The 22437-nt window shown below is 69.7% G+C and carries 17 protein-coding genes and 1 pseudogene; 1 reads left to right on the top strand and 17 read right to left on the bottom strand.

Going from position 1 to position 22437, the window contains the following annotated elements; all coding sequences use genetic code 11:
• From FZP69_RS15370 to FZP69_RS15340, 7 genes are all read right to left on the bottom strand, one after another.
• Positions 1-2493, bottom strand: coding sequence for a putative baseplate assembly protein (locus tag FZP69_RS15370; protein WP_152042268.1), 2493 nt, complete (start codon positions 2491-2493; stop codon positions 1-3).
• Positions 2494-6801, bottom strand: coding sequence for a putative baseplate assembly protein (locus FZP69_RS15365; RefSeq protein ID WP_152042267.1), 4308 nt, complete (start codon positions 6799-6801; stop codon positions 2494-2496).
• Positions 6802-6805: 4 nt separating this feature from the next.
• Positions 6806-7195 carry a GPW/gp25 family protein gene (locus tag FZP69_RS15360; protein ID WP_152042266.1) on the bottom strand — a complete coding sequence of 130 codons (390 nt, stop codon included), beginning with the start codon at positions 7193-7195 and terminating at the stop codon, positions 6806-6808.
• 97 nt (positions 7196-7292) lie between these two features.
• The gene (locus FZP69_RS15355; protein ID WP_152042265.1) at positions 7293-7583 is read right to left on the bottom strand and encodes a PAAR domain-containing protein; all 291 of its coding nucleotides are present in this window, start codon (positions 7581-7583) and stop codon (positions 7293-7295) included.
• Between the two features lie 9 nt (positions 7584-7592).
• The gene (locus FZP69_RS15350; protein WP_152042264.1) at positions 7593-8222 is read right to left on the bottom strand and encodes a phage baseplate assembly protein V; all 630 of its coding nucleotides are present in this window, start codon (positions 8220-8222) and stop codon (positions 7593-7595) included.
• Positions 8219-9247 carry a phage late control D family protein gene (locus FZP69_RS15345; protein WP_152042263.1) on the bottom strand — a complete coding sequence of 343 codons (1029 nt, stop codon included), beginning with the start codon at positions 9245-9247 and terminating at the stop codon, positions 8219-8221. The genes FZP69_RS15350 and FZP69_RS15345 overlap by 4 nt, the downstream gene beginning before the upstream one ends.
• Positions 9244-9909: a CIS tube protein gene (locus FZP69_RS15340; protein ID WP_152042262.1), complete on the bottom strand. Its 666-nt coding sequence runs from the start codon at positions 9907-9909 to the stop codon at positions 9244-9246. Before FZP69_RS15340 ends, FZP69_RS15345 begins: the two co-directional genes overlap by 4 nt.
• A 2277-nt stretch (positions 9910-12186) precedes the next feature.
• Between FZP69_RS15340 and FZP69_RS15335 the strand changes: the two genes are divergently transcribed.
• A complete protein-coding gene (locus FZP69_RS15335) occupies positions 12187-13314 on the top strand; it encodes an eCIS core domain-containing protein (protein ID WP_192918602.1) in 1128 nt (375 codons plus the stop codon).
• Between the two features lie 93 nt (positions 13315-13407).
• Here FZP69_RS15335 and FZP69_RS15330 read toward each other — a convergent pair whose 3' ends face one another.
• From FZP69_RS15330 to FZP69_RS15290, 10 genes and pseudogenes are all read right to left on the bottom strand, one after another.
• A complete protein-coding gene (locus FZP69_RS15330; RefSeq protein ID WP_152042260.1) occupies positions 13408-15600 on the bottom strand; it encodes an ATP-binding protein in 2193 nt (730 codons plus the stop codon).
• A gap of 28 nt (positions 15601-15628) precedes the next feature.
• Positions 15629-16069, bottom strand: a complete 441-nt coding sequence (locus FZP69_RS15325) for a phage tail protein (RefSeq protein WP_152042259.1) — start codon at positions 16067-16069, stop codon at positions 15629-15631.
• Positions 16069-16326, bottom strand: a complete 258-nt coding sequence (locus FZP69_RS15320) for a DUF6760 family protein (protein WP_152042258.1) — start codon at positions 16324-16326, stop codon at positions 16069-16071. Before FZP69_RS15320 ends, FZP69_RS15325 begins: the two co-directional genes overlap by 1 nt.
• A 41-nt stretch (positions 16327-16367) precedes the next feature.
• Positions 16368-16730, bottom strand: a pseudogene (locus tag FZP69_RS15315) (hypothetical protein); the annotation flags it as partial.
• Positions 16731-17171 carry a phage tail protein gene (locus FZP69_RS15310; protein ID WP_152042256.1) on the bottom strand — a complete coding sequence of 147 codons (441 nt, stop codon included), beginning with the start codon at positions 17169-17171 and terminating at the stop codon, positions 16731-16733. It abuts the pseudogene before it with no gap.
• Between the two features lie 92 nt (positions 17172-17263).
• Positions 17264-18736 (bottom strand): phage tail sheath family protein, encoded by a 1473-nt coding sequence (locus tag FZP69_RS15305; protein WP_152042255.1) that lies wholly within the window; start codon positions 18734-18736, stop codon positions 17264-17266.
• A gap of 137 nt (positions 18737-18873) precedes the next feature.
• Positions 18874-19512, bottom strand: coding sequence for a hypothetical protein (locus tag FZP69_RS15300; RefSeq protein WP_152042254.1), 639 nt, complete (start codon positions 19510-19512; stop codon positions 18874-18876).
• Complete coding sequence (locus tag FZP69_RS22660; protein WP_192918601.1) at positions 19509-19652, bottom strand: hypothetical protein; 144 nt, start codon at positions 19650-19652, stop codon at positions 19509-19511. Before FZP69_RS22660 ends, FZP69_RS15300 begins: the two co-directional genes overlap by 4 nt.
• Before the next feature lie 5 nt (positions 19653-19657).
• Positions 19658-20278 carry a DUF4255 domain-containing protein gene (locus FZP69_RS15295; RefSeq protein WP_152042253.1) on the bottom strand — a complete coding sequence of 207 codons (621 nt, stop codon included), beginning with the start codon at positions 20276-20278 and terminating at the stop codon, positions 19658-19660.
• 425 nt (positions 20279-20703) lie between these two features.
• The gene (locus tag FZP69_RS15290) at positions 20704-21840 is read right to left on the bottom strand and encodes a hypothetical protein (RefSeq protein WP_152042252.1); all 1137 of its coding nucleotides are present in this window, start codon (positions 21838-21840) and stop codon (positions 20704-20706) included.
• Positions 21841-22437 lie beyond the last annotated feature (597 nt).

The following is a 22437-nucleotide window of genomic DNA, read 5'->3' as shown; positions in this document are numbered from 1 at the left end:
TCAGCGCACCTCGCAGCCGTCGCGGTCGGCGGTCACTGAGACGTCGTGGTCGGCCGGCGAGAGCAGCGCCGTCGGTGCGATCACGACGTTTCCGTCCCCGTCGATTCGTTCGGCTCCCCGGGCGCGGAGCGTGAGATCGCGCACGCAGTCGACGCCCTCGATGCCCTCGATCACCGCGTACACCTCCGACGCGTACAGGGTCCGGCCGAACGGCCAGCCCTCGCCGTCGAACCCCTCCAGCGGGTCGAGGAACGCGTCGAGCGCCGCCGTCACCGCCTCCGTTCGACCGGCCTCCGAATATCCCGGCACGAGGCGGACGTCGGCGACGACCCCGACCGCGACGAACGTCGGGGGGTGGACCTCCACCCGGTCGGTGAGGAGGCGGTGTTTCCGGAGGTGGCGTCGGACCGCCTCGAGGAAGCCGCGGCTCGGCACCGGCGGGTTCTGCGTGCTGTAGGGGACCACCACGACGGTCACGCTCTGGGCGGTCTCACACCCCTCGCGCTCGGGGCCAGCGTCGACCAGCGCGGTCGCCCGCCCGAACCGCAACCCGGGCGTCGACATCGCCACGTCCCGGTAGTCGTTGCGCGTGACCGTCCGGTAGGGCGTGTCGAGGTCGCGTTTCAGCCGGCCCAGCGCCTCGTCGACCGACTCCGCGTCGCGGCCGCCGGTCGCGCCACCGCGTGCCGTCACCGGCAGCGCTCTGAGCCGGCCGACCGCGAACGTGTGGCTCGCCTCGGTCCCCGCGTCGGCGACCTCGGGGTGACCCGTCCAGTCGCTCCCCGCGGGCTGGCTCTCGACGACGACGTCGTGTCCGTCCGTGACCCAGACGAACCGGACGGTCGTCCCCGGGTCGATCCGGACCGCGGTCGGCGAGAAGGCGAACGCACCGTCGTTCCCGTCGGCGCCGACCTCGACGGTCACCTCCGCCTCCCCGCGCCGGTCGACGGTTCCGTCGTAGCTGTCGACCGCGCTCTCGTCCGTCGAATCCGTGGGGTCGGCCCCGAACCATCCGCCGTACTCCGGCTCGACGGGCGTCCCGTCCGCGGTCTCCGCGGGGTCGCCGACGACGATCGCCCCGCGCATCCCTCGCGCCCGATGCGGGGTACAGTAGTACGTGTACACCCCGTCGCTCCGGAACCACCAGTCGGTCCCGGCGGCGACGTTACCGGCCTCGCCGCCCCCGTGAACGTACTGCTCGGCCACGACCGACTGCCCCACCCGCGGGATCGCGCCCCTGACGCCGTCGCCGAACCTGACCGCCCCCGCCGTGCTCTCGAGCACGTAGTGGGTGTCGTCCGGGCTGGAGGCGTCGAAGTCGTCGACGCGCGTCCACCGCGAGTCGCCGACGCTGACCGTCGCGTCGAGCACCGGCGCGTTCGCGAAGACGAACCGTTGCCCGGGGCGGGCCGTCGTCGACTCGCGGTCCGTGGTGTGGCCCTCGTCGACGTCGCGTCGGAGCGTCTCACCCCTGACGACGGTTCGCTGACGCGCCGGCACGACGTTCAGCCGGATCGCGTCGAGCTGCGGCGGGATCTCGTATCCCGCTTCGACCACGCGACAGCGGAGCCAGTAGTACGCCGTGTCCTGGTCGAGTATCGTCTCGCGTGCGTCTGCAGGCTGCCAGGTGGGCGGGCGAGCCAGCGAGACGGTCCCGCTCCCGTACAGCTGGTTCGTCCCGTCGTGGGCGACCGCGACGTCGGCCCAGACCGCGTCGTCGTGCCACGTCGCGTAGTCGGTACAGTGCTCCCAGACGACCGCCACCGAGGGCTCGAACGTCACCTTGCAGGGGGTGCGAGAGGTCTCGACCAGCGGGCCGAACTCGGGTGGCTCGTCGCCGTGGGACGCCGGCACCGGCAGCCCCTCCTCGTGGAAGTCGACGGTGAGGTCCAGCCGGGGTGTCGCGAAGGGGTCGCGATCGAAGCCGAGGTAGATCGAACTCCCCGCCTCTGCCGCCTCGCCGAACGCCAGGTAGTGCATCCCGTCGGCCCCGTTGGCGGTCGTGTTGTCGGTGCGTCCCGCACGGTCCTCCGAGACGACCCGTTCGAGACCGGTCAGTGTGGGTGTGAACGGCGCGGTCGTCTCGAACACGGTCCCGGTCGCTGGCCCGCCGTCCGTCGACGGACTGGCCGGCGTCGGTGAGTCGTCGGCACCGTCCGCTCCGTCGGCGGCCACGACCGTCACGCCCGCCGGCACGCGCTCGCCCGCGAAACCGGGGGTGGGCGTCAGCTGTAGCTCGACCGACGCGGGCGTCGGATACCGCGGGAGGACCCCGAGGAGCTTCAGGTACTTCCGGCGGTGTGCGTCGGTCACCTGGTCCAGCTGGTAGACGTACGTCTCGGCGATCCACGCGAGCGTCTCCAGGATCGTGATCCCGGGATCGTGGGCGTTGTGGTCGGTCCACTCCTCGGAGTGGACCGGGATCAGCTTCCGGGCGTCCTCGAGCAACTCCTCGTAGGTCCTGTCGTCCAGGTTCGGCACGTCGAGTCCCATCTACACACCCCCCCGTCCCACCACGTCGTGTCGCCCGCTGCAGACCAGCGCGTCCGATGCCGCGCTCGGCTCCGCTCCTCCCTCGGTCACCGTGATCGGCGCACCGCTCCCCTCGAACCGCACGACGAGGTCGGCGACGTGGTCGACGCCGTCGATCCCTTCCAGCAGGGCGTAGAGGTCCGAGAGACAGGGGAGGGAGCCGAACGCCCACCCGTCACCCGACGGCCCACCGGTGAGGGGGTGGAGGAAGTCGTCGATCGCGTCGGTGACCGTCTCCTCCAGCGTCGAGACGCTCCCGGTGCCGGCAGCGACCACCTCGGTCTCGACCGAGACCTCGACGTAGTTCGGCCCGCGGACGACGAGTCGGTCCGGAGCGGTGAGCGTGGCCGGCGCGTCGCTCCCTACCGCCGCCACGACCTGCCGCTTCAACTCGACGGACGGCACGGGTTTCCGACGGCCGGCCGACGGCACGATCAGCAGCGTCACCCAGCCGGGGCTGCGCTCGCCCGCCTCGTCCATCCCCGGCAGGCATCGCACCCTGGCGAGCGTCCGGGAGGCGTCCATCGCCACCCGCTCGAAGTCGGCCGACGTCACGGCCCGGCCGCGGTCCCTGAGCTCCCGCGGCGCGCGCGAGAGGACCGCCCCGGTCGACTCCGCCGCTGCACCGCCGTCGCCCGCCTCCGGGTTGGTGATCGAGTCGACGAACGGGATCGAGCTCGTCAGGCTGGTGACCGTGTCGGCGGGGGCGTTCCCTGCCGTCCCGCCGCCCGTCCGGTAGCTCGCCCGGACGTTGTCGCGACCGATCGGTGGGATCGCGCCCCTGACGCCGTCGCCGAAGGTGATCACGCCGGTCAGCGGGTCCACCGTGTACGCTCTCGCGTCCGCCGCCACGCCGAGGAAGTCCTCGACCGGGGTCCAGCGAACCCAGAACTCCCGGAGTTCGCCCCTCGGCCCGGTCACCGCCTCGACGGCGTCCGGCTGCGTCTCCGTCAGCTCCGCTCGCGCCCGCTCGGAGAGCGCCGACTGTTCGTCCACCCAGACCTCCTCGTCGACGACCGGCGGCGTCGAGACGTCGAACGTCTGGTCCTGCGTGCCGTCGCTCGAACCCAGGAGCTCCGTCCGAACCGTCGTCACGTTCGACGCCCACCCGGCGTTGAGGGACAGCCCCGTCAGCGCCGGCGGATCGGTCGTCGGTGCCCCGCCGGGGGGCGCCGTCTCGACCGTCACGTCGCAGGGCGACGGGAGACCCGCGGTCCGCTCGGCGACGAGCACTCCGTCGGGTGTCCGGATCGCCACCACGTTCACCCGGTCGTCGAGGACCGCGTGCTCGAACCGGACGTCGACCCCTGTCGACGACCCCGCATCGGAGGAGTCGCCGCCCACCCCGACGACGAGCGACTGCCCGGGACCGACCGTGGTCCCGTCCGGGAACACGCCGGGCCGGACGTCGGGGGAGACGCACGCGAACGTCAGCCGGTGTCCACCGAGATCGACGACCGCCTCGCCGCGGTTCTCGACCACGACCCGACCTCGCAGGGGGTCGACGGCCGTGATCGCCACGGGGGTCGTCGCCGTCGTCGCCGTCGTCGATACCGACGCCGGTGACGATCCCGACGAGGCCGACGTGGTCGCCGTCGACACTGACGAGCCCGACGCCCCCGACGACGTCCCCGTACCGTCCGCCGTCCCCGTCGTGAACTCGGTGCCGGTCACCCGGGCGCGGATCCAGTGTGCGTCGTGATCGAACAGCGTCGTCGCGGGGGTCGCCTCGGGGAAGACCAGCCGCACGATCCCCCGCTCGGTCAGGCCCTCCGTGCCGTCCTGCGCGTCGAGCCGAAGCCACTCGTCGGTCGCCGCTTCCCCCGCGCCTCCGGCGTCGGCGGTGCGGTACTCCCACCGGATCCGCGGGTGGAAGCCGTCGGCGTACTCGACGTCGGTTCGCGTGACCAGCAGCGTGATCGGTCCGTCCTCGAGCGGGCGGTCCGTCCCGACGTAGAGCGCCTGTGTCCGGTCGGGGAGCCGGACGAACGGGGTGAGCCGACCGATACCGTCGGTACCCGTGGTGGCTCCACTCCCCGTCCCGTCGCCCCCCGTCCCCTCACCCGGCGATCCGCCTGGTTGCGGATCGACCCAGGCCAGGTTGTTGTGCGTCCGGAGGTGTCGTGGCGGCGTCCGTTGCTCGTAGCGCAGCGAGACGTGCCCGAAGCGCGGTGGCTCGCCCGAGACCGTTCGCGTCAGGAGGTCGCCGTCGTCGGTCTCCTCGTACGTCACTCGGACGTACTCGCCGCTCACCAGGCGGGCGCGGATCCAGTGGCCCTCGTGACCGGCGACCGTGGTCGGCGCGAGATCGTCCGGGACGGTGAACGCGACCCGTCCGGGGGACCGCAGTCGGTCCGTCCCGTCGTCGAGACCGTCGATCCGCGACCAGGCGTCACCGTCCCAGTACTCCCAGGAGAGCCCCGGTTCGGGCAGTTCCTCGACGGTCACGACCGCGCTGTCGGCCACGTCGTCGCCGGCGTCGTCGGTGTACGGTCCGTCTTCCGACCCCTCCGACGCGAGGTAGTCGAAGACGCCGTCGCCGTCGGTGTCGCGGTGGAGCCGCGCGGTCAGCGTCTCGCTCGCCGCGAGCGTCGACCGGTCGAACGTCCCGCCGGGCACGTCGAACAGCGTGATCTCGACGTCCCGGTGGCTCCCCGCGTCGAGGGGCGTCGAGACGCCGACGACGTCCGTCGGCTCGGTCGCTTCGGTCGGCGCGCCCTCGGAGACGGCGACGAATCCGGCCTCGGCGAGCACCACGGTCTCGACGGTGACGGTCGTCCCGTCGGAGCGCTGGGGCCGGAACGTGACCGTCGGCTCCGGCCCGTCGCTACCGGAACGCACCGTGGCCGTCGCCGACACCACCTCCCCGTCGATCCGGTACGGCTCGCCGAGCGCGCTCCCGTCGTCGCCGTCGGTGGTGGCGTCGGACACCTCGTCCCCGTCGGTGTCGCGGTGGAGTCGTACGGTGAACCGGCGTTCGGTCTCGAGCGTCGACCAGTCGACGGCGGTGTCGGTCGGGTCGGACAACGACACCGCGACGTCGTCGTGTGTTCCCGCGTCGAGGTGGCTCGTGACGCCGAGCAGGGTCTCCGGGGACGGCTCCGCGCCCGCCGACGTGTCGTAGACCGCGACGAACCCACCGTGTGGGAGCGTCGCGGACTGGACCGATACGGTGGGACCGTCGATCTCCTGGTCCACGAACACCACCGCGGGCACGCCGACGAACGTCACCGCGACCGCCGCCCCCTTCTTCGTCAGCGCCTCCGCGGAGCCGAGGTAGCAGGCGTCGAGGACCCTCGGCGTCTCACCGAGCGGGACCAGCAAGTCGTCGCTCTCGTCGGTCGGCAGCGGGACGTCGTTCGCGAGCAGGTCGTCGGGATCGAGTCGGTCCGGGCCGGTGCCGAGCGCGACGTCGTCGATGGCGACGCCGAAGTGGTCGGTCAGTTCGTCGGCGTCGACGACCGCGGGCGTCGCGACGCGGAGCCACCGGCTCTCTGTCCCGTCGACGGTCGTCTCGACGAGTTCGCCGGTCGCCGGGAGGGTGAGTTCGACCACGGACCCCGTTCCGTCGGAGTCGTCGCGCCACGTGTGCTCGAACTCGTGCCAGCCCTCCCCGGGCGCCGTGTCGCCGCCCGTCCCGTAGTACGACCAGAGGAGGGTCGACAGGACGGCCTCGCTCGCGTCCGTCCGGACCGTCACCTGGATCGTCGACCCGGGGTTCAGCGTGAGGAGATCGCCGTGGGCCAGGTAGAGCGCGTGTTCCTGCAGGTTCGTCCCGTCGAACAGCTCGCTCGTCGATCCCGACTGGAGCGCGGTCCAGTGTTCGACGATCCGATCGGCAGCCGGATCGACGCTGTACACCCGCTCGATCGTCGCCGGCGTCGCCTCGAACCCGCCCTCGGGGACTACCTCGAACGTCGTCTCCGGCGTCGTCTCCGTGGCCTCTGCCACCGCCTGCGTCCCCGCCGGGATCGGCACGTTCTCGCCGACGTTCTCGGCGACGCGGACCACCAGCGGCACCCGCGACGGCTGTGGCGGCTGCCTGCCGAAGCCGAGGGTGTCGAAGAAGGAGACGCGGTGTTTCTCGGGCACCCGGTCGAGGCGGTCGACCACGTCGGCCGCCATCCGCGAGACGATCTCGAGGAGGACGCTCCCGGCGTCCTCGGCGTCGGGATCCCACTCGGTCGTGTAGAACGGCGCGATCCGCCGGCTCCGTTCGAGCAGTTCCTCGCTCTCCCGCCCGTCGACGACCGGCTCGTTGCTCGCCACCGACTCACTCCTCCAGGTAGAACGGGTACACCAGGTTGGCCTCGGTGTTGCTGTTCCTGATCCGGTAGTCGATGTCGACGAGGAGCTTCCCCGTCCGGATCTCGTCGGTCCTGATCTCGACGTTCTGCACCTCGATCCGCGGCTCCCACCTGATCAGCGCCTCCCGGACGCTCGTCTCGATCAGGTTCAGCGTCGTCGTGTTGACCGTCGCGAACACGTAGTCGTGGATCCCGCAGCCGAAGTCGGGTCGCATGGTCCGCTCGCCCTTGGCCGTGCCGAGGACGATCCAGATCGACTCCGCGACGTCGGCCTCGCCCGACGACAGTTCGACGTCGCCCGTGGCGTCCGGCTCGACCGGAAAGCTCCACCCCGTTCCGAGGAAATCACGTTGCATGTAGGTACTCCAGCCTGTCGGGTCCGCCGTCGAACGCCACCGACCGACGGGGGTCGTCCGCCCCGCCGACGCGTCCGCGTCCGTCTCCGGCCGAGCGTCACCCGATGAGGACGCTCGGACAGCCGCCAGCGATCGTGTTCGGGGGTCCGCTCTCGACGACGACGTCGCCCTGCCGCGCCGCTGGCACGTTGTTGATCAGTACGCTGGTGCTCCCCACGGCGACCGATCCCCCGACGTGTGGGACGGTCCCCGTGACGAGCGGGCACACGTGTACGTCGACGCCGACCCGCCAGGCGGGCATCCCGCCGATCAGGACGGTCGGACTCCCCGCACCGGCGAGTGGGCTTCCGTGCGACGTCGGATCTAACACGCGTGCTGCTGGTGGCACTCGATCACCTTAGTTAATCTTCACTAACGAACCCTTAAGTGTTAGGATACCGGAAGCCTCGACACTCACGTTGCCGTCGCCTTTGAATTCGAGCATCGGGGCCGAGATGCTGACCTTCGACGCCCCCGTGATCGACAGGCCCTGTGTGTCGAGCGTGATCGCGTTGCCACCCGCGTCCGCGATCTCGACCGTCTCGCTCCCCGAGCTGTCGTCGAGGACGATCGTGTGGCCGCCGGCGGTCGTGATCTCGACTCTCCCCTCGCTGTCGGAGTCGTTCAGGACGATCTCGTGGCCGCTCCGCGAGCGGATCAGCCGCACGTCGTTCTTCCCGTCGGCGTTGTCCGCTGGGGGTGCGTCCGTTCCGTTCCACAGGCTCCCGACGACGTACGGGTAGTGGATGTCGCCGTTCTCGAACGCGACCAGGACCTCGTCGTCGACCTCGGGCAGGAAGTACGCGCCCATCCCGCCGCCCGCCATCGGGGTCGCGATCCGCGCCCAGTGGCTCTCGTCGTCGGCGTCCCGCCACGGATAGGTCACCCGCACCCGGCCCATCCCCTCGGGGTCCTCGTTGTCGGTCACGATCGCCACGGCGACGCCGGGGATCGAGCCCGTCCGTCCGAACCCGCCCGGGGCGCTCATGTCGGTGTCTCCGTGATCTGGAACGTGGTCCGGTAGCCACTGGCACCCAGCGTGTGGGTCGCACTCTCCACGTAGTAGTTGCCGGTGAACCGCTCGCCGGTGCCCTCGAGTCGCACCCACTCGCCTGCCTGGATCTCGGGGAGACCGACGGTCTCGGCGCTCCCCTCGACTTCGCCCTGGAGCGTCCGGTTCAGGTCGGCCTCGGCGATCCGGTTGGCCTCCTCGGTCGAGCCGACGGGGATCTCCAGCACGCGCGTTCCAGCCGCGGACGACTCCCCGTGCTCCGCGCGTCCGACGATCGGCTCCCGCGTCGCCGGATCCCACCCTCTGACCACGACCGTGCCGACCTGCTCGGCTCGGTTGATCGTCGGCGAGAACGAGTCGAGCGACTCGCCGTACCGCAGTGTGGCGATCGGCTCGCTCCGCTGTCTGGGCGGACCGAACTCGAAGGCGTCCCGTCGCGCGAACAGCTCGAAGTAGTTCCGCTCGGCCAGTCCCTCGAGGAAGCTGTAGTCGCTCTGTCCCTGCTGGATGATCTTCGGCCGTTCGAGGTCGGTCGACTCGACCGTCAGGTCGGTGAAGCCGTGGTCCGACGCGATCTCGCGCGCGACGTCGCTGTCGGTCGCGTCGTCCCACGAGCGCGACCTGGTGCCGCGCGTCATCTCGTGGATCAACCCGTAGCCGCTCACTCTCACGGTCGGTCCCTCACCCGACGGGAACGTCGGCTCGACCGACTGGATCCGTCCTACGAACAGCGGTTCGAGTTCGTCGGCGTACCCCATCGACACGGCGAGGTCGACCCCGGGCTCGAACGCCGTCCAGTCCAGGCCGTCGAACTCGCCGGTCTCGTGGTCGAACGGGTAGTTCAGCGTGAACGACGCACGGTCGGCCCTGTCGACGGCCGTGTCGACCGACAGGTCGGAGATCACCCCGCTCGACTCCGTGAACGTCGTCGATCCGACGCCGACGGTGAACCGGGGGGTGTAGAAGCCCCGGTACTTCTCCCCGAACGCCGCGAGGCTCACGGCGACCCCAGCGGCGGGAGCGTCAACTCCACCCCGATCGTCAGCGTGCGCGGGTTCTCGATCCCGTTCGCCGTCGCGACGACCCGCCACTTCGTCGGATCGCCGTACTCGCTCGCGGCGATCGACCAGAGCGTGTCGCCCTCCGTCACCCGCCAGCGCTTCGTCCGGTCGGCCGACTGCCGCGGCCGGGCCGCCTGTTCGTCGCCGGGCGGAGCGTACTCCCGGAACGTCACGTCGACGCGGGCCCGCACCGGCGTCCCGTCGTCGAGGAACATCGTGAACGACTTGTTCGCGGACTCAACGACGGACCGGAAGTTGAGGCTCCCCCAGACGAACCGGCAGGTCGGCGGGGCGTGCAGTTCGGCGTCGACCGCGAGGAGGCCGTCGATCCGGTCGGTCTGCTCCCTGACGTCGGTCCCCGTCTCGAACGTGTCGAAGAACAGCTCCATCGTCAGCGTGTCCGCCTCGCCGCTGACGAACTGGGTCACGGGCGTCCGGTTTCCGGGGAGGCTCTGGCTCCCGTACGTGACGCTCCGGGTCAGACTGTAGTCCGTGGGCTTGAACGCGACCGGGATCTCCGCGCCGCTGACCGGGTCACCGCTGGCGTCGAGCACCTGTATCACGGCGTCCTGCAGCTTCGACCCCGTGGCTCGTGCGCCCATCTCAGGCCACCCGCCGTGGTGTCGCTTCCGGTGTTCTCCTCACGGCACCGACCTCCCATCCCATCGGGGTGGTGGACCGTGCCCGTCCGTTCCATCTCCTGTTCGCCGACCCGTCTCCGGCCCGCGGGTTCGTGTCGAATATCATGTCAACTTCCCATCCGTTCCCGTTCGATACGGCTCTTTCGCTCGAGTTCCCGGTAGAGTCGGTCGACGAGCCGCTCGAGTTCGACCCCCCGTTCCGGGATGACGCTGGTCGGTGCACGCGTCTCGTTCGCGTCCCCGGGGTGTCCGGGTCGACGACCGCGCGCCGTCGCCGACGTCCTGCGGTCGGTACCTGGCCGGTCGTCCCGCCGGCCGGTCGTTCCGTTCCGTGCCGCCGTCTCGTTCTGCGACGAGGATCCCTCTCGGGACGACGTCCTGTCCCGGGTGGCCGACGCCGTGTCGACGACCAACCGGGGGTAATCGGTCGGCACGCCGGCGGTGGGTTCCGACCGGCGAGCCGGCGCGTTCGCCGTCTTCGTCGAATCCGGTTGTATCCGTCGCTCCGACGGTACTTCGGATCCGTCGTCGGCCCGTCGTCCGGTCGGCCGGCGGACGGACAGCGACTCCGTCGCGCGGGAGCGCTCCGTCCGGCTGTCCCGTCCCCTCCGGTCCTCACCGTCGGATCGGTCCACGCCCGGGGGTGCGGCTGCTGGCCCACGGGTCGGCCGCCGTGGTTCAGTCGCGTCCGTCCGACTCCGGGGTTGTGGAGGTTCGTCTCCTGCCCCCCGGGATTCGCCTCCTACGTGAGTCCGAGCTCGGTCCTCGTCCGCTCCTGCAGTGGTGGCAAGCGCGCTGTCGGCTCTCACCTCGCCGGCCGGGGCGTTCGACCGACCGTGACGGGCGGCGACCTCGGTCGATCTCGCGGCGTTCGCCCCGCCGTCGGCGTCGTGGTCCGCCCCCCGGTGAGGCCGCGACGGTCGTCTCGACCGGGGCGTGGTCGTCGTGAGTTCTCTCACGCGCAGCGTCGGTCGCGGGTCGAGTCGCCGGCGGGGGGACCAGCGAGCCCGAACCGCTCTCTCGTCCGTCTGTCTCTCCCGGCCGCCCGGGTGCTCCTCGTCGCCCGAGCCCGGCCGTCCGACCGCCGCGGCCTCGCGTTCGTCCGGACCGACGCGGTCGTCGGCCGCGTCACCTCCCTCGACCGCTTCGTTCCCGCCTGCTGGTTCGCTCCCACCTCCCACTTCGCTCGCTCCGGTCCGACCGAGCGACCCACGCCGCTCTGTCGCGTCGCGTGCATCGACCCCCCCGCCCGGGACGCCCGCGCGGCCGCCCCGACGGTCGAGCCACTGTCCGGCGCTTCGTTCGCCCGCGTCGGTCCACTCCGACACCCGCCCGGACGCCTCGCGGCTCCCGGCCGTGGCGTCGGACGATGACCGCCCAGCAGGCCGGACGACGTGGGCGTGCCCAGTCCGTGTCAGGTCGCCGCCGCGCCGAAGAACCTCTCTGACCGTGACGTGCTCGGCTCCCGCCGTCGTCGACTCGTCGGCTGCGGAGTCACCGGGGGGTTCGTCGCCGTCGGTCGTCTCGTTTCGCCGGCCGGCTGCGGCCTCGTTCGTGACGTGCTGAACGATCCAGGGGTGGAGCCCGAGGTACGAGAGAGAAGGCCCTCCCCAGGCTCCGGACCGCTCGCCGGAGCGGAGCGCGAGCACGCCGGCGAAGGGCCCGAGCAGACTGATCGCTCTGGCCGGACCCACCGTGGCAGCTCCCGGTTCGGGGAGGTGCCCCGTGAGCCCGATCGGTCGCGAGAACCGCGGTAGCTCGGGGAGATCGCCTGTTTCGGGCACTGATTACCTCCCGTCGGCGCTCGACGCGTGGCCGGCGAGACGCGCTCGCCGGCTCTGTCGGTCCGACGCTGGTAACTGATCTCACATCTCCCGGACGCGACTTATGAGTTTCCCTACACTAACTTCTCGGACCGTCTCCACGTCGACTTCCCGAACCACCGGATCCGCGGGCGGAAAGAGCTATTATCGATCGGCGTCGACTGATGAGTCGAGTTAGCATGGTTCACCAACGACTGGTTCTCTGCAGGCCGGGCGCATGAACGCCCGCGCCGGCCAGCGGACCGCCGAGGAGGAGCGACCGTCGACTCGAGGACCGCCCGGGAGACGCACGGACCAACGGCGACGTGAGACGAACGCCGAACGTGCATCCAGAGAGACGGGAACGAGCACGTCTCCCAGCGGCCATCCCCTGCACCGCGTCCAGCGACAGCTCGGAAACCGGACGGTTCAACGGATGGTCGACGCCGCCTCACGCCGGCGAGGGGAGCGACGCAAGCCGTCCGACTCCACGGCGGCCCCGGTCGGCTCGCTGTGTCCTCGGTGTCGGGCGCGCTACCGCGCCGGCAAGTCGCTCGACTGTCCCGACTGTGAGGAGAAGCTGGGATCCACGACAGAGACCACGGGCGAATCCACGACGGCCGGCGACACGGCCGCTCAGGCGAAACGGCGAATCGGGAGCCCGGACGACAGGTACGAGCGCGAGGCCGAGCGGGTCTCGAAGGCCGTCGTGCGGGGGTCGGTCACGTCGACGACCGCCTCCACTGCGACTCCTCCCACGATCCAGCGGCGCGCCGTCGGTAGCGGGCGAACGGCGGACTCGGACGTGTCGCCACCGGGCGGCGGGCGTCCCCTTCCGGCGTCGGTCCGCACGTACTTCGAGCCGCGCTTCGGGACGAGTTTCGAGGACGTCCGCGTCCACACCGGCCCGCGCGCGGCCGAGTCGGCGCGAGCGATCCACGCACGGGCGTACACGCTCGGCACCGACGTCGTGTTCGGCGCGGGGGAGTACGCTCCGGAGACGCCGGCAGGGAGACAGCTCATCGCCCACGAACTGACTCACGTGCTCCAGCAGCGCGCGGGGAGCGAACGGGTCCAGAAGGCCGAGTGCGTGCATCCGCCCGGACGGGACCTCTCCACTGTCGAAGCTCCGCCGATCGGCGAGACCGGTCCGACGACGACAGTCCGGGCGTTCGCCGGCGATTTCAACGCGACACGAATCACTCATCGGTACAACAGCAACAAGCAGTCCCAGGTGTTCGGAAGCAGCTGTGAGTGCGTCGACGCCGCACGGTACCGTATCGAGATCTACGAGGTAGAGAACAACCCCTGGGAGTGGGTCAAGATACACATGTCGGCCAAGCGGAACTGCTGCTCGACGCAGGCGAACACGAGCGTGAACCAGGCGTGTCGCGGTGTCCCTGGTGGGTTCGTGCTCGAGGACACGTTCGTGAAGGGAGAGGCGTACTTCTTCGACCCATCCGACGAATCCGACCGCGACATCCTCTCGGACGTCGGCTCCGCCGCGAGCATCCTCGGACTGGTCGTCGCCATCGCGATTCCGGGCGTCCCCCCTGCACCCTGAGGCGGCCGATCGGAACTCGCTCTTCGAGGACCATGACTCCCATCCACGACCACTCCGGTGAGGGCGGGACACGACAGCGCGGTACCTGTACCGTTACGCGACGAACTCGCGGTACTCGCCGAACTCCTCGGGTTTGAGGAGCCGGCCCAGCTTCTGGAACTCCCGTTTCGTGGCCCGGACGACGTGTTCCATCTCCACCGCGGAGTCGTCGTCGGCCGCGAGGAACGCCGCGGTGAGCGCGACGTTCTTGATGTTGCCGCCGACGAGGTCGAGCCCCGCGAGGAAGTCGTAGTCGAGTGTGCCCACGGGCGTCTCCGCGGGGAAGATCCCCCGCCAGATCGCCTCGCGCGACGCCCGGTCGGGCACCGGGAAGTCGACACTGTGGTGGATGCGACGGCGGAACGCGTCGTCGATGTTCCCCGCGAAGTTGGTGGTGAGGACGACCGTCCCGTCGTGTTCTTCGATCCGCTGGAGCAGGTAGTTCACCTCGATGTTCGCGTAGCGGTCGTGGGAGTCTTTTACTTCGGTTCGCTTGCCGAACAGGGCGTCGGCCTCGTCGAAGAAGAGGATCGCGTCGCTGGTCTCGGCCTCGTCGAACACCCGGCTCAGGTTCTTCTCTGTCTCGCCGATGTACTTGCTGACGACGGTCGAGAGGTCGATCTTGTACAGTTCGAGGCCGGCGTCGTTGGCGACGACCTCGGCGGCCATCGTCTTGCCGGTCCCCGACGCCCCCGTGAAGAGCACGTTGAGCCCGTTGCCGAGGCTGAACTTCCGCGCGAACGCCCACTCGTCGTACACCCGACCACGGTGTCTGAGATGGGCGGCTACCTCCCGGAGGTGGGCGAGCCGATCGGCTGGCAGGACGATGTCGTCCCACGTGTACGTCGGCTCGACACGCTTGGCCAGCGACGAGAGGTTGCCGGCCGTCTGCGCCCGACAGCCCCGATAGACGTGTTCTCCGGTGAGGTCGTCGCCGTTCGCGTCGATCCGGGCCGCCGCCATGGCGTCTCTTATCCCCCCGGCCGTGAGCCGGAACGTGGCGGCGAGGGCGGCCGTGTCGACCGAGTCGGGGAGGTCGTCGACGGCCTCCCACAGCGCCCGCCGGTGTTCGTAGTCGGGGCGCGGGAGGTGGAGCGTCGCGACGTCGTGGCGCACCACGCCGACCAGAAGTCTCGACGGGAGCGGTCGCTCGCCCGAGAGGAAGACGGGGCCGTCGAACGCGTCGACCTCCCCCAGAAGGCGGTCGGGGTCGACAGGCTCCGGGTCCACCCGCTCGCTCTCGTCCTCGGCTGTCGCCGCCGGTCGCGCCGACGGGAACTGTCTGAGGTAGAGGGCCGCGGCCTGGAGGTGTGCTTCCCTGCGCAGACGGACGAAGGTGTCTCGACTCCTGCTCGGCTCGATCGCCCGGGCGTCTACCGTCAGGATCGGTGTCCCGTCGATCGCGCACAGCGCGGCCACCGCTGCGGCCTTGCCGACGCCGCGTGGTCCGTGGAGGTGGATCACGAACGGGCCGCCTTCCTCGCGTCTCGCGGCGATCCGCTTGAGTGCCTCGCGCCGCTCCGTGTCGATCACCAGATCGGTCAGCGAGCGGTCGGCCGTGGTCAGTTCGGCGACGTCCGCGAGTTCGGGATCCACGTCGTCGTCCCCGAGGAGAAACGCCACGACGCGTTCGTCGACCGACACCGTCCTCGAGAGGAGCGGCCGGTCCTCGTCGCGTACGCGGACGAGTCCCGACCGCCGGAGCGGCGACCGCGGCGCGAACGTCGCCCGTGCGTCGAGTCGGTCGGCCGCCGTCGGGGTGACGATCTGCCGGATCAACTCGACGGTCGGTCGCGTCCGGGTCACGTCGTCCTGGAGGTACGAGTAGATCGTCTCGTACTTGCGGTCGAGTTCGGGTGCGACGGCGACGAGGAGCGCGTCCTGGTCGCGACGGTCGAGGGCGAACCGGGCCGCGAGGTGGTCGAGCCGCAGTCCCCGCTCGGCCGGAGTCCGCGCCCGCCGCTCGCGCAGACGGCGTGTCGCCTCCTCGATCCGGGCGAGGAGCTCCTGCTGTTCGCCGGACTGGTGTCCGTCACGCCGCCGCTCGCGTCCCGCCTCGTCGCCGGACGCGCCGGGAGACGCCGTCTGCAGGAGCCGATCGACCGCCTCGTCGGAGACGTACAGCCCGCGGAACTCGTCGAGCCGGTCGTTCTCCTCCCACCACTCCTCGAGTCGGAGTCTGAGCAGGAGGTCGAGGCGGGCGAGTTCGTCTCGGAGGTGGTCACGGCTGTCGGCGTACGGCGTCATTCGCGGCGAGAGGAGCGCGTGTCTCGGGTCACGGTGGCCTCATTCTGCTGATTCCTCGGTGGACCAGTTCGAGCGATTCGAGCGCGACCGTCCCCTGGTCGGCCTGGAGGGTCGGACCGCTCCACTGCACCGGCAAGGCCTCCCGACACTCCCATCCCCAGGTCTCCTGTCCCAGCGAGTCCAGCACCAGCACCCGGACGTTCCGGCGCGTCACCGGCGGCGACGTCGTGGCCTCGATCCAGTCCCAGAAGACGGTCGAGTCGGTCAGTCCCCGCTCGAGCACCAGGTTCGGGTGCTGCACGCGGGTCGGGAGTTTGTGGACGAACCCGTTGACGCCGCCCTCCTCGTACTCCTCGGTCCTCACCTCGACCTCCAGGCCCGAGACCTCGGAAAACCCCCCGACGATCAGATCGTCGATCTCGACGTGGAACCGGAAGCCGCGGTAGGGGTCGGTCCGTTCCGCCGACATCAGCGCTCACCGGCCGGTTCGATCGAATCCAGCGACCGCGGCGACCGCTTCGACCCTGAGGGTCCCCGCTGGCCGTCGTCGGACATCCGTTCGTTGATCGCGCTGATCTCCTCGCACCAGCGCCGGCGTTCCCAGTGCGGCAGGGCGAGCACTTCGTCGTGTGACCAGTTGAAGTGGTACGCGACGAAGGCGACCTCCTCGTACAGCCGGTCCAGCGGATATCCCTCGATCGGGGGCTGGGACGAGGGCGAACTCACGGGTTTCCCGCCTCCACCTCCTCCGGTTCCCGCTCGAACGTCGACCGGATCTCGACCTCGAACCCCTCGCCACACTCGGGACAGACGGCGTCGACGGTGTCTGCCCCCCGTGCGTTCACTCGCTCGTAGAGGTCCTGCAGGTACGCCAGATCCGAGACGAACAGGTTCTCGACGTGGTGTGGCGTCACCTCCTCGATCGTGCCCAGTCTGGTGATCACCCGCGCGAGCAGGATCACCGTCAGGTACGAGCCGTTCGATCTGACCCGTGGGTCGGTGAGTGGTTTGATCTCGTCGGCCGCGGTGGCGAGCCGCATCGTCCCCTCGCGGTGGAGAGTCCCCTCCTCGTCGGCGTACCCCTGGGGGAGGGTGAACTCGAACTCGGTCTGGAGCGCGGACCCGCTCATCTACTCGGCCCGTTCCATGCCCTCGTGGACGATCTCCAGGCTCTCGATCGCCACCTCGTTGGCGGTGGCGCTGAGATCCGGCGCGTCGTACTGCTGTGGCCACGCGTTGCGGAACTGCCACCGGGCACCCGGTTCACCCTCCTCGTCGAGCACGATCACGGCGACGCTCCGTCTGGCCTCGTCGACCTTCCCCTGTTCGACCAGCGTCCACCACTCGTACAGCGCCATCGAGTCGGTGGTGACGCCCCACTGTAACGTCACGTTCCCGTAGGCGTTGAGGCTCGACAGCTTCCTGACCGTCGGCGCTTCGTTCCCTTCGCGGTACTCGATCGGCTCGGTCGACGCCTCCGGGATCGTCGCCTCGCTGAACCCCGCCTGTGCGATCCCGTCGATCTCGAGCAGATATCTGAAGTTGCGGTACGGCCCGTGTCTGTCCGGCATCTACCTGTCCTCCATGTCGGTGTCCGTCGTCGTTCGTGACCGCCCCGTCGTCGGTCGTGGTCGCTTCGTCGTCGCCCCGGCGTCGGCGTCGCTCATTCGGAGCCTCCGGCGGTCTGGGTGATGCGGAAGATGACGAACTCCGCGGGTTTGACCGGCGCGATCCCGACCTCGACGATCAGCCGCCCGTTGTCGATGTCGTCCTGCGTCATCGTGGTGCGGTCGCAAGTGACGTAGAACGCCTCCTCGGGCGTCGTCCCCATCAGCGCGCCGTCCCGCCAGACCGACGTCAGGAAGTTGCTGACGGACTGACGGACGCGCGCCCAGAGCCGCTGGTCGTTCGGCTCGAAGACGGCCCACTGCGTCCCCTCCTCGATCGACTCCTCGACGTAGAGGAAGAGCCGGCGCACGTTCAGGTACTTCCAGAGGGCGTCGCTCGACGTCGTCCGGGCACCCCAGACGCGGATGCCGCGACCCGGGAAGCTCCGGATGACGTTGACGCCGACCGGGTTGAGCCCCTCCTGCTCCTCTTTCGTGATGTTGAGCTGGAGCTCCTGCGCACCGCGGACGATCTCGTTCGCCGGTGCCTTGTGGACGCCCCGCTCCGTGTCGCTCCGGGCGTAGATCCCCGCGACGTGGCCACCGGGCGGGACGAGCACTGGGGCGTTCGTCTCGGGATCGATGACCCTGATCCAGGGGACGTAGTACGCCGCGTAGTCCGAATCGACCGGGGGGCGGAGCCCGTCGATGTCGACGCTCCGCTCGCCCTGCAGGACCGCGAACCGGTCGCCCATGTTCTCGCAGTGGGTCCGGAGTTCGCCTGTCAGTCCCGCGTAGTCGGTCGTGTTGACCTCGTCCGGTGCGCAGACGATCTGGATGTCGTCGATCTCCTCGAACGCGGCCAGGCCGGTGCGGTCTCCCGGCGTGTCGCGGCCCTGGAAGTCGTCGAGCCCGACGGTTTCGGCCCCGGCCGCCCCGCCTTCGAGCGCGACGCCGCTGGCGACCGCGGGCGTCCCCTCGCCGGCCCGCGACAGCTCGACGAGCGTCGAACTGCCGTTGACGACCTTCTCGTAGTAGTTGCCGTCGGTGGGGTCGCTCGAGAGGTCGCCGTACGTCTCCTCGTACTCCCCGTAGTGGAACGTCAGGCTGAACAGGTCGGTCGAGAGCGTCCCCGTCCCGACGTCGACGGTCACGTCGTTCCCCCAGAGCCCCTCGCCGATGGCCGTCACGGTGACGGCCTCGTCGAGCGTCGTGCTGGCGGCCGTGGCGTCTCTCGCCACGATCCGGGCGACGTAACAGCGGCCCCCGCCGTTCTTGAAGAAGCCGTCGATGGCGTACACGAGGAACGACGACTCCTCGACGGCGTCGTCACCCTCCCCGTAGGTCCACTCGGCGGCCGCGCCGTAGGTCCGTCTGAACTCGGCGAAGCTCGTGACGAGCTCCGGCGTCGTCGGGCCCCGTTCGGTCAACCCGAGGAACCCCGCTGTGCTCGTTCCTACTCCCTGAATAGGAACCGCCCCCGTCGCGACCTCCTCGATGTACACGCCTGGCGATCGGTATTCGGGCATCTACTGCCACCTACCCAACAGTGTCATGTGACCTCATTGTCGTGTACACTCAAATAAATTTTTGCTAATGAATGAATTTCAGACGGACCGGCCGACCACAATGTCGGCCGTGGTGTCGGCCCGTTCGCGTCCACGCCCTACGGCCCACCGGGTGGTCGTAGCTCCACGTCCCGGACCGTCGTCGTCGCCTCCTCGACCTCCTGGGTGACGACCGTTCGGCGGTAGTCGTCGTGTTCGGCGACGAGTCGCGGGGGCTGGTTGTTGACCCGGACGAGCCGACGGTCTCCAACGGTTTCGACGCTCTCGCGGACGAGGTCGCCGAGCCACAGCACGTAGTCGCCGCCGGTCGTCGACACCGTCGAGACGTCGGTGTGGCGGAGCGAGAGCGCGACGCCCTCGACGCCCTCGTCGTCCCGGTTCGTGACCTTCCCGCGGAGCAGCGTCGCTCTCGGCGCGAACGGATACGCCGGAGCCGGGTCGAGCGCGACCGTCACCGACGGGTCGAGTCGATCCAGTGCCGACCGATCGACGACGCGTTCCGCGTCGAGGTAGCGCGATCCTCCGTCGACGACGACGGTGACCGTGTCGGGCGTCGCGGGGAGGTCGAGAAAGAGGTGGTACCCCGACCGCGTCCCGACCGGGTCGGCGTCGACCTCCTCGATGACGACCCGGGGTGGCTCGATCGGACGACCGCCGGTGACGGCGTCGACCGGCATCACTGCCAGCGATAGCGTCCGTTCGCGGCTGTCGACGGCGACCCACTCCCGCTCGCTCATCGGAGCTGTGCCCCCGTCTTCGCCCCTGTCCCTCTCTCCGCCACCGTCTTCGTCCCCGTCCCCATCTCCGTCTCCGTCTTCGTCTCCATCCCCGTCTCCGCCCGCGGTTCTCCCCCCGTCCTCGTGTACGTCGGCGTCATCGTGTTCACTCCTGTCCGTCGGTTCCCGCCGTGTAGTAGTCCGTCCGCGTCTCCACGACGCGCTGGGTCGACGCCGTCGCGGTCGACTCGATGAGGACCGGGCTGACGAGGTAGGCCACCGACGGACGGTACGGTCGGTCCGCGAACGTGCTCCAGATCCCGACGACGTCGTTCGTCACCTCGGGGTACAGCGAGATCCTGACCTCTTCGGCCAGCGTCCCGCGCAACGCGGAGCCGTCGAGCACGGCGTTGTCGTGCATCACCTGCATGGCACGCCCGAGCACGATGTGTTGTTCCGCCGACCGATCGACGCCTCCGTTCCCGCTGCCGGTCCCCGACGGGTGGGCGGTGAGCAGGTAGTAGAGGTCGAGCGCGAGCGGTGGGTCCCGTCGGGTGTCGGGTGTGATCGCCTGCCGCTCCGCGTTCTTCAGGTGTTCGTTCTCCTGCACGCGGTAGAGGTAGAGCGTGAGCCGCGGGGTGGTGCCCGCTCCCTCACCGATGTCGGCCGGCGAGGCTAGCGCGACCTCGTCGCGGGCGACGACGGGGGAGTCGAGCGCTTCCAGCCGGTCGCGGAGCATCTCCACGATCGTCTCGCCCACGTCCGCGATCGCCGAGTGACCCGACATCGGTCACGCCGCTCCACGGGACGACGCACCGACCGCGCGCCCGTCGTCGCGGTGCTCGGCGGTCCACCACTCCTCGCCCGGCCACCGTCGTTCGGTCGACGGGTCGCCGGTCCTGTCTCTCGTCACACTTCGCATCGCGTTCTCCTTCACCGGGAGTTTACTCCCCGACGGCAAAAGTCTATCTCAGCCAACACGTGTTCGACGAGGACGGTTCGGACCGATCGCTCGGCGTCGTGGCGGTCGCCGGCCGCGCTCGTTGCGGTCGCCGGTCCGTCGTTCGCGTTCGGCGTCGCGCCCGCCCCTGTCGGTTGTTACCGGCGTCCGCCACTGTCGGCTGTCGCCGACGCACGCTCGAATGTCGCCGGCGCACGCTCGAACGCCGCTGGTAGACGTTCGGTGATCTCGTCCGCGACGTTCGTCCTCGTTCAGACACCCCGCTTCTCGTTCGGGCGGGCGTCCGGGTCGGCCGCACCGCCGGCCTCGGTGATCGACGAGATCTTCGCGACCACGCTCGGAGCCAGTCGTTCGGTGTAGCCGGCGGCGAACCCCACGACGACCATCATCGGCGCGGTGATCGCGCCTTCGGCCAGTACCACGCCGCCGTCCAGCAGCGACGTCTGGAGGACGAAGTAGAACAACAGCGCCGACACCGCCCCGATCACGCCGCGGGCGCTGGTGACGGTGATGAGGTTGACCTGCTGTGGGACCTTCGTCGAGAGCGAGCGGTTCCGGAGCGATCGGATGCCGAACAGCGACGCGCCCATCACCCCGGCGACGGTCATGTAGATCGCGAGTCCCGGAGCGGTGGTGTCGACGTCGCCCGCCCCGAACGGCGTCACGAGAAACGCTGCCAGCCGCCCGGTGAGCCGAGTCGTAGGGACGGGATCCCACCACCAGTCGAGGAACGTGAGGACGAGCAACACCAGCCCGGAGAACGCGCCCATCAGGACGAGCTGATTGAACTGGTGCTGTCGTTCGGTCCGGGCCATGTGGACGTTCTCGTACTGCTCGTGGAGGATCGCCATCGCCGCTTCGATCTCCGCGGCACCGAGATCGGGCCTGAGCTTCTCGTCCCCGTCGCAGAGGAGGTCGACGACGGCCCGCCGCCGCCACCCACCGAGTGCGTCGAGCGCCTCCTCGCGGACCACGGCGGCACGGAGTTGGAGTTCGGACCGACGTCTCCTGTCACCGTCCGCGCCGCGTGCGTCGTCGAGCTTTTCCAGCCCGTACAGTTCGAGCCGTCTCGCCGTGTGGAGGTGTCGCCAGGCCTCCCCGATCGCGCCCATCCGTAGCTTCGCCTCTGCCGCGTCCAGCAGGGTGCGGCCGTGGCGAGCCCAGGACTCGGCGACAGAGCCGGACCGTTCGGCGACCAGTTCGAACTCCGGCCGAGCCGTGGCGAGTTCGGCACGGAGCCTGGCGTACGCGACTCGATTCGTGAACTGTTTCCCGACGTAGGCGCGCGCCGGATGGACGACCGGCACCTCGACGTTCGTGTCGGTGTTCGGTTCGGGAACCGGTGTCCCCGCCTCTCCCGTCGTCGGTGTTCGATCGACCGTGCTCATCTCGTCCGGAACGACGTCGTGTCACTGCATTACCTTATTCGTGGCCCGTCCGGACTGTCTCGCCGAGCGAGAAGACGGACGCGAACGCGTACGACTACGCGGTTCGTGACAGACCAGTTCCTGTGACGAATTGATTATATGTATCTGGATAAATTTGACGGTCAGCTCACCCGAGTCGAGCCCTTCAGGTCGGCGGACCGCACCTGTACTCGCTCGTCGACCGTCTCACCGTTTCTGGGCGTCGACGTCCGGCGACCGACGGCGGTCGTCGAGCGGGTCCGTGCCCGATCGACCTCTCCGGTGAGCGTGTACGAAACCGATCCAGTACCCAGGCTCGAGACGTCGAGAACGCGTTGGACCGTCTATTCTGAGCCTCGAGCCGTCTCTCTCCTCGCGTCGGGTTAGCGTGACCTTCTCCCGATAGAACGGCCGACGACGACACCTGGCCGACGTCCGGTTTCGTCCCACTGATCCGTCCGGATCACGCCGAACGAGTCAGGGACGAGCGTCGCTCCGTCGTCGAATTCGTCGTCGACGAGTCCGTCCGATCGCGGCCGTCCTCGCTGAGAAAACGTCCAAGTGATACTATTTATACGA

It is taken from the genome of Salinigranum salinum (assembly GCF_009176545.1).
Classification (GTDB): domain Archaea; phylum Halobacteriota; class Halobacteria; order Halobacteriales; family Haloferacaceae; genus Salinigranum; species Salinigranum salinum.
Note: the sequence above shows the minus strand (reverse complement) of the source record. Positions and strands in the feature narration are given on the sequence as shown.

Bases quoted from the DNA above. Each gene is read 5' to 3' on its own strand.
- FZP69_RS15360 (WP_152042266.1), bottom strand. From the start codon at position 7,195: ATGCAACGTGATTTCCTCGGAACGGGGTGGAGCTTTCCGGTCGAGCCG.
- FZP69_RS15295 (WP_152042253.1), bottom strand. From the start codon at position 20,278: ATGTCGGGTCACTCGGCGATCGCGGACGTGGGCGAGACGATCGTGGAG.
- FZP69_RS22660 (WP_192918601.1), bottom strand. From the start codon at position 19,652: ATGACGCCGACGTACACGAGGACGGGGGGAGAACCGCGGGCGGAGACG.
- FZP69_RS15370 (WP_152042268.1), bottom strand. From the start codon at position 2,493: ATGGGACTCGACGTGCCGAACCTGGACGACAGGACCTACGAGGAGTTG.
- FZP69_RS15305 (WP_152042255.1), bottom strand. From the start codon at position 18,736: ATGCCCGAATACCGATCGCCAGGCGTGTACATCGAGGAGGTCGCGACG.
- FZP69_RS15325 (WP_152042259.1), bottom strand. From the start codon at position 16,069: ATGTCGGCGGAACGGACCGACCCCTACCGCGGCTTCCGGTTCCACGTC.
- FZP69_RS15330 (WP_152042260.1), bottom strand. From the start codon at position 15,600: ATGACGCCGTACGCCGACAGCCGTGACCACCTCCGAGACGAACTCGCC.
- FZP69_RS15310 (WP_152042256.1), bottom strand. From the start codon at position 17,171: ATGCCGGACAGACACGGGCCGTACCGCAACTTCAGATATCTGCTCGAG.
- FZP69_RS15340 (WP_152042262.1), bottom strand. From the start codon at position 9,909: ATGGGCGCACGAGCCACGGGGTCGAAGCTGCAGGACGCCGTGATACAG.
- FZP69_RS15350 (WP_152042264.1), bottom strand. From the start codon at position 8,222: ATGAGCGCCCCGGGCGGGTTCGGACGGACGGGCTCGATCCCCGGCGTC.
- FZP69_RS15335 (WP_192918602.1), top strand. From the start codon at position 12,187: ATGGTCGACGCCGCCTCACGCCGGCGAGGGGAGCGACGCAAGCCGTCC.
- FZP69_RS15290 (WP_152042252.1), bottom strand. From the start codon at position 21,840: ATGAGCACGGTCGATCGAACACCGACGACGGGAGAGGCGGGGACACCG.
- FZP69_RS15300 (WP_152042254.1), bottom strand. From the start codon at position 19,512: ATGAGCGAGCGGGAGTGGGTCGCCGTCGACAGCCGCGAACGGACGCTA.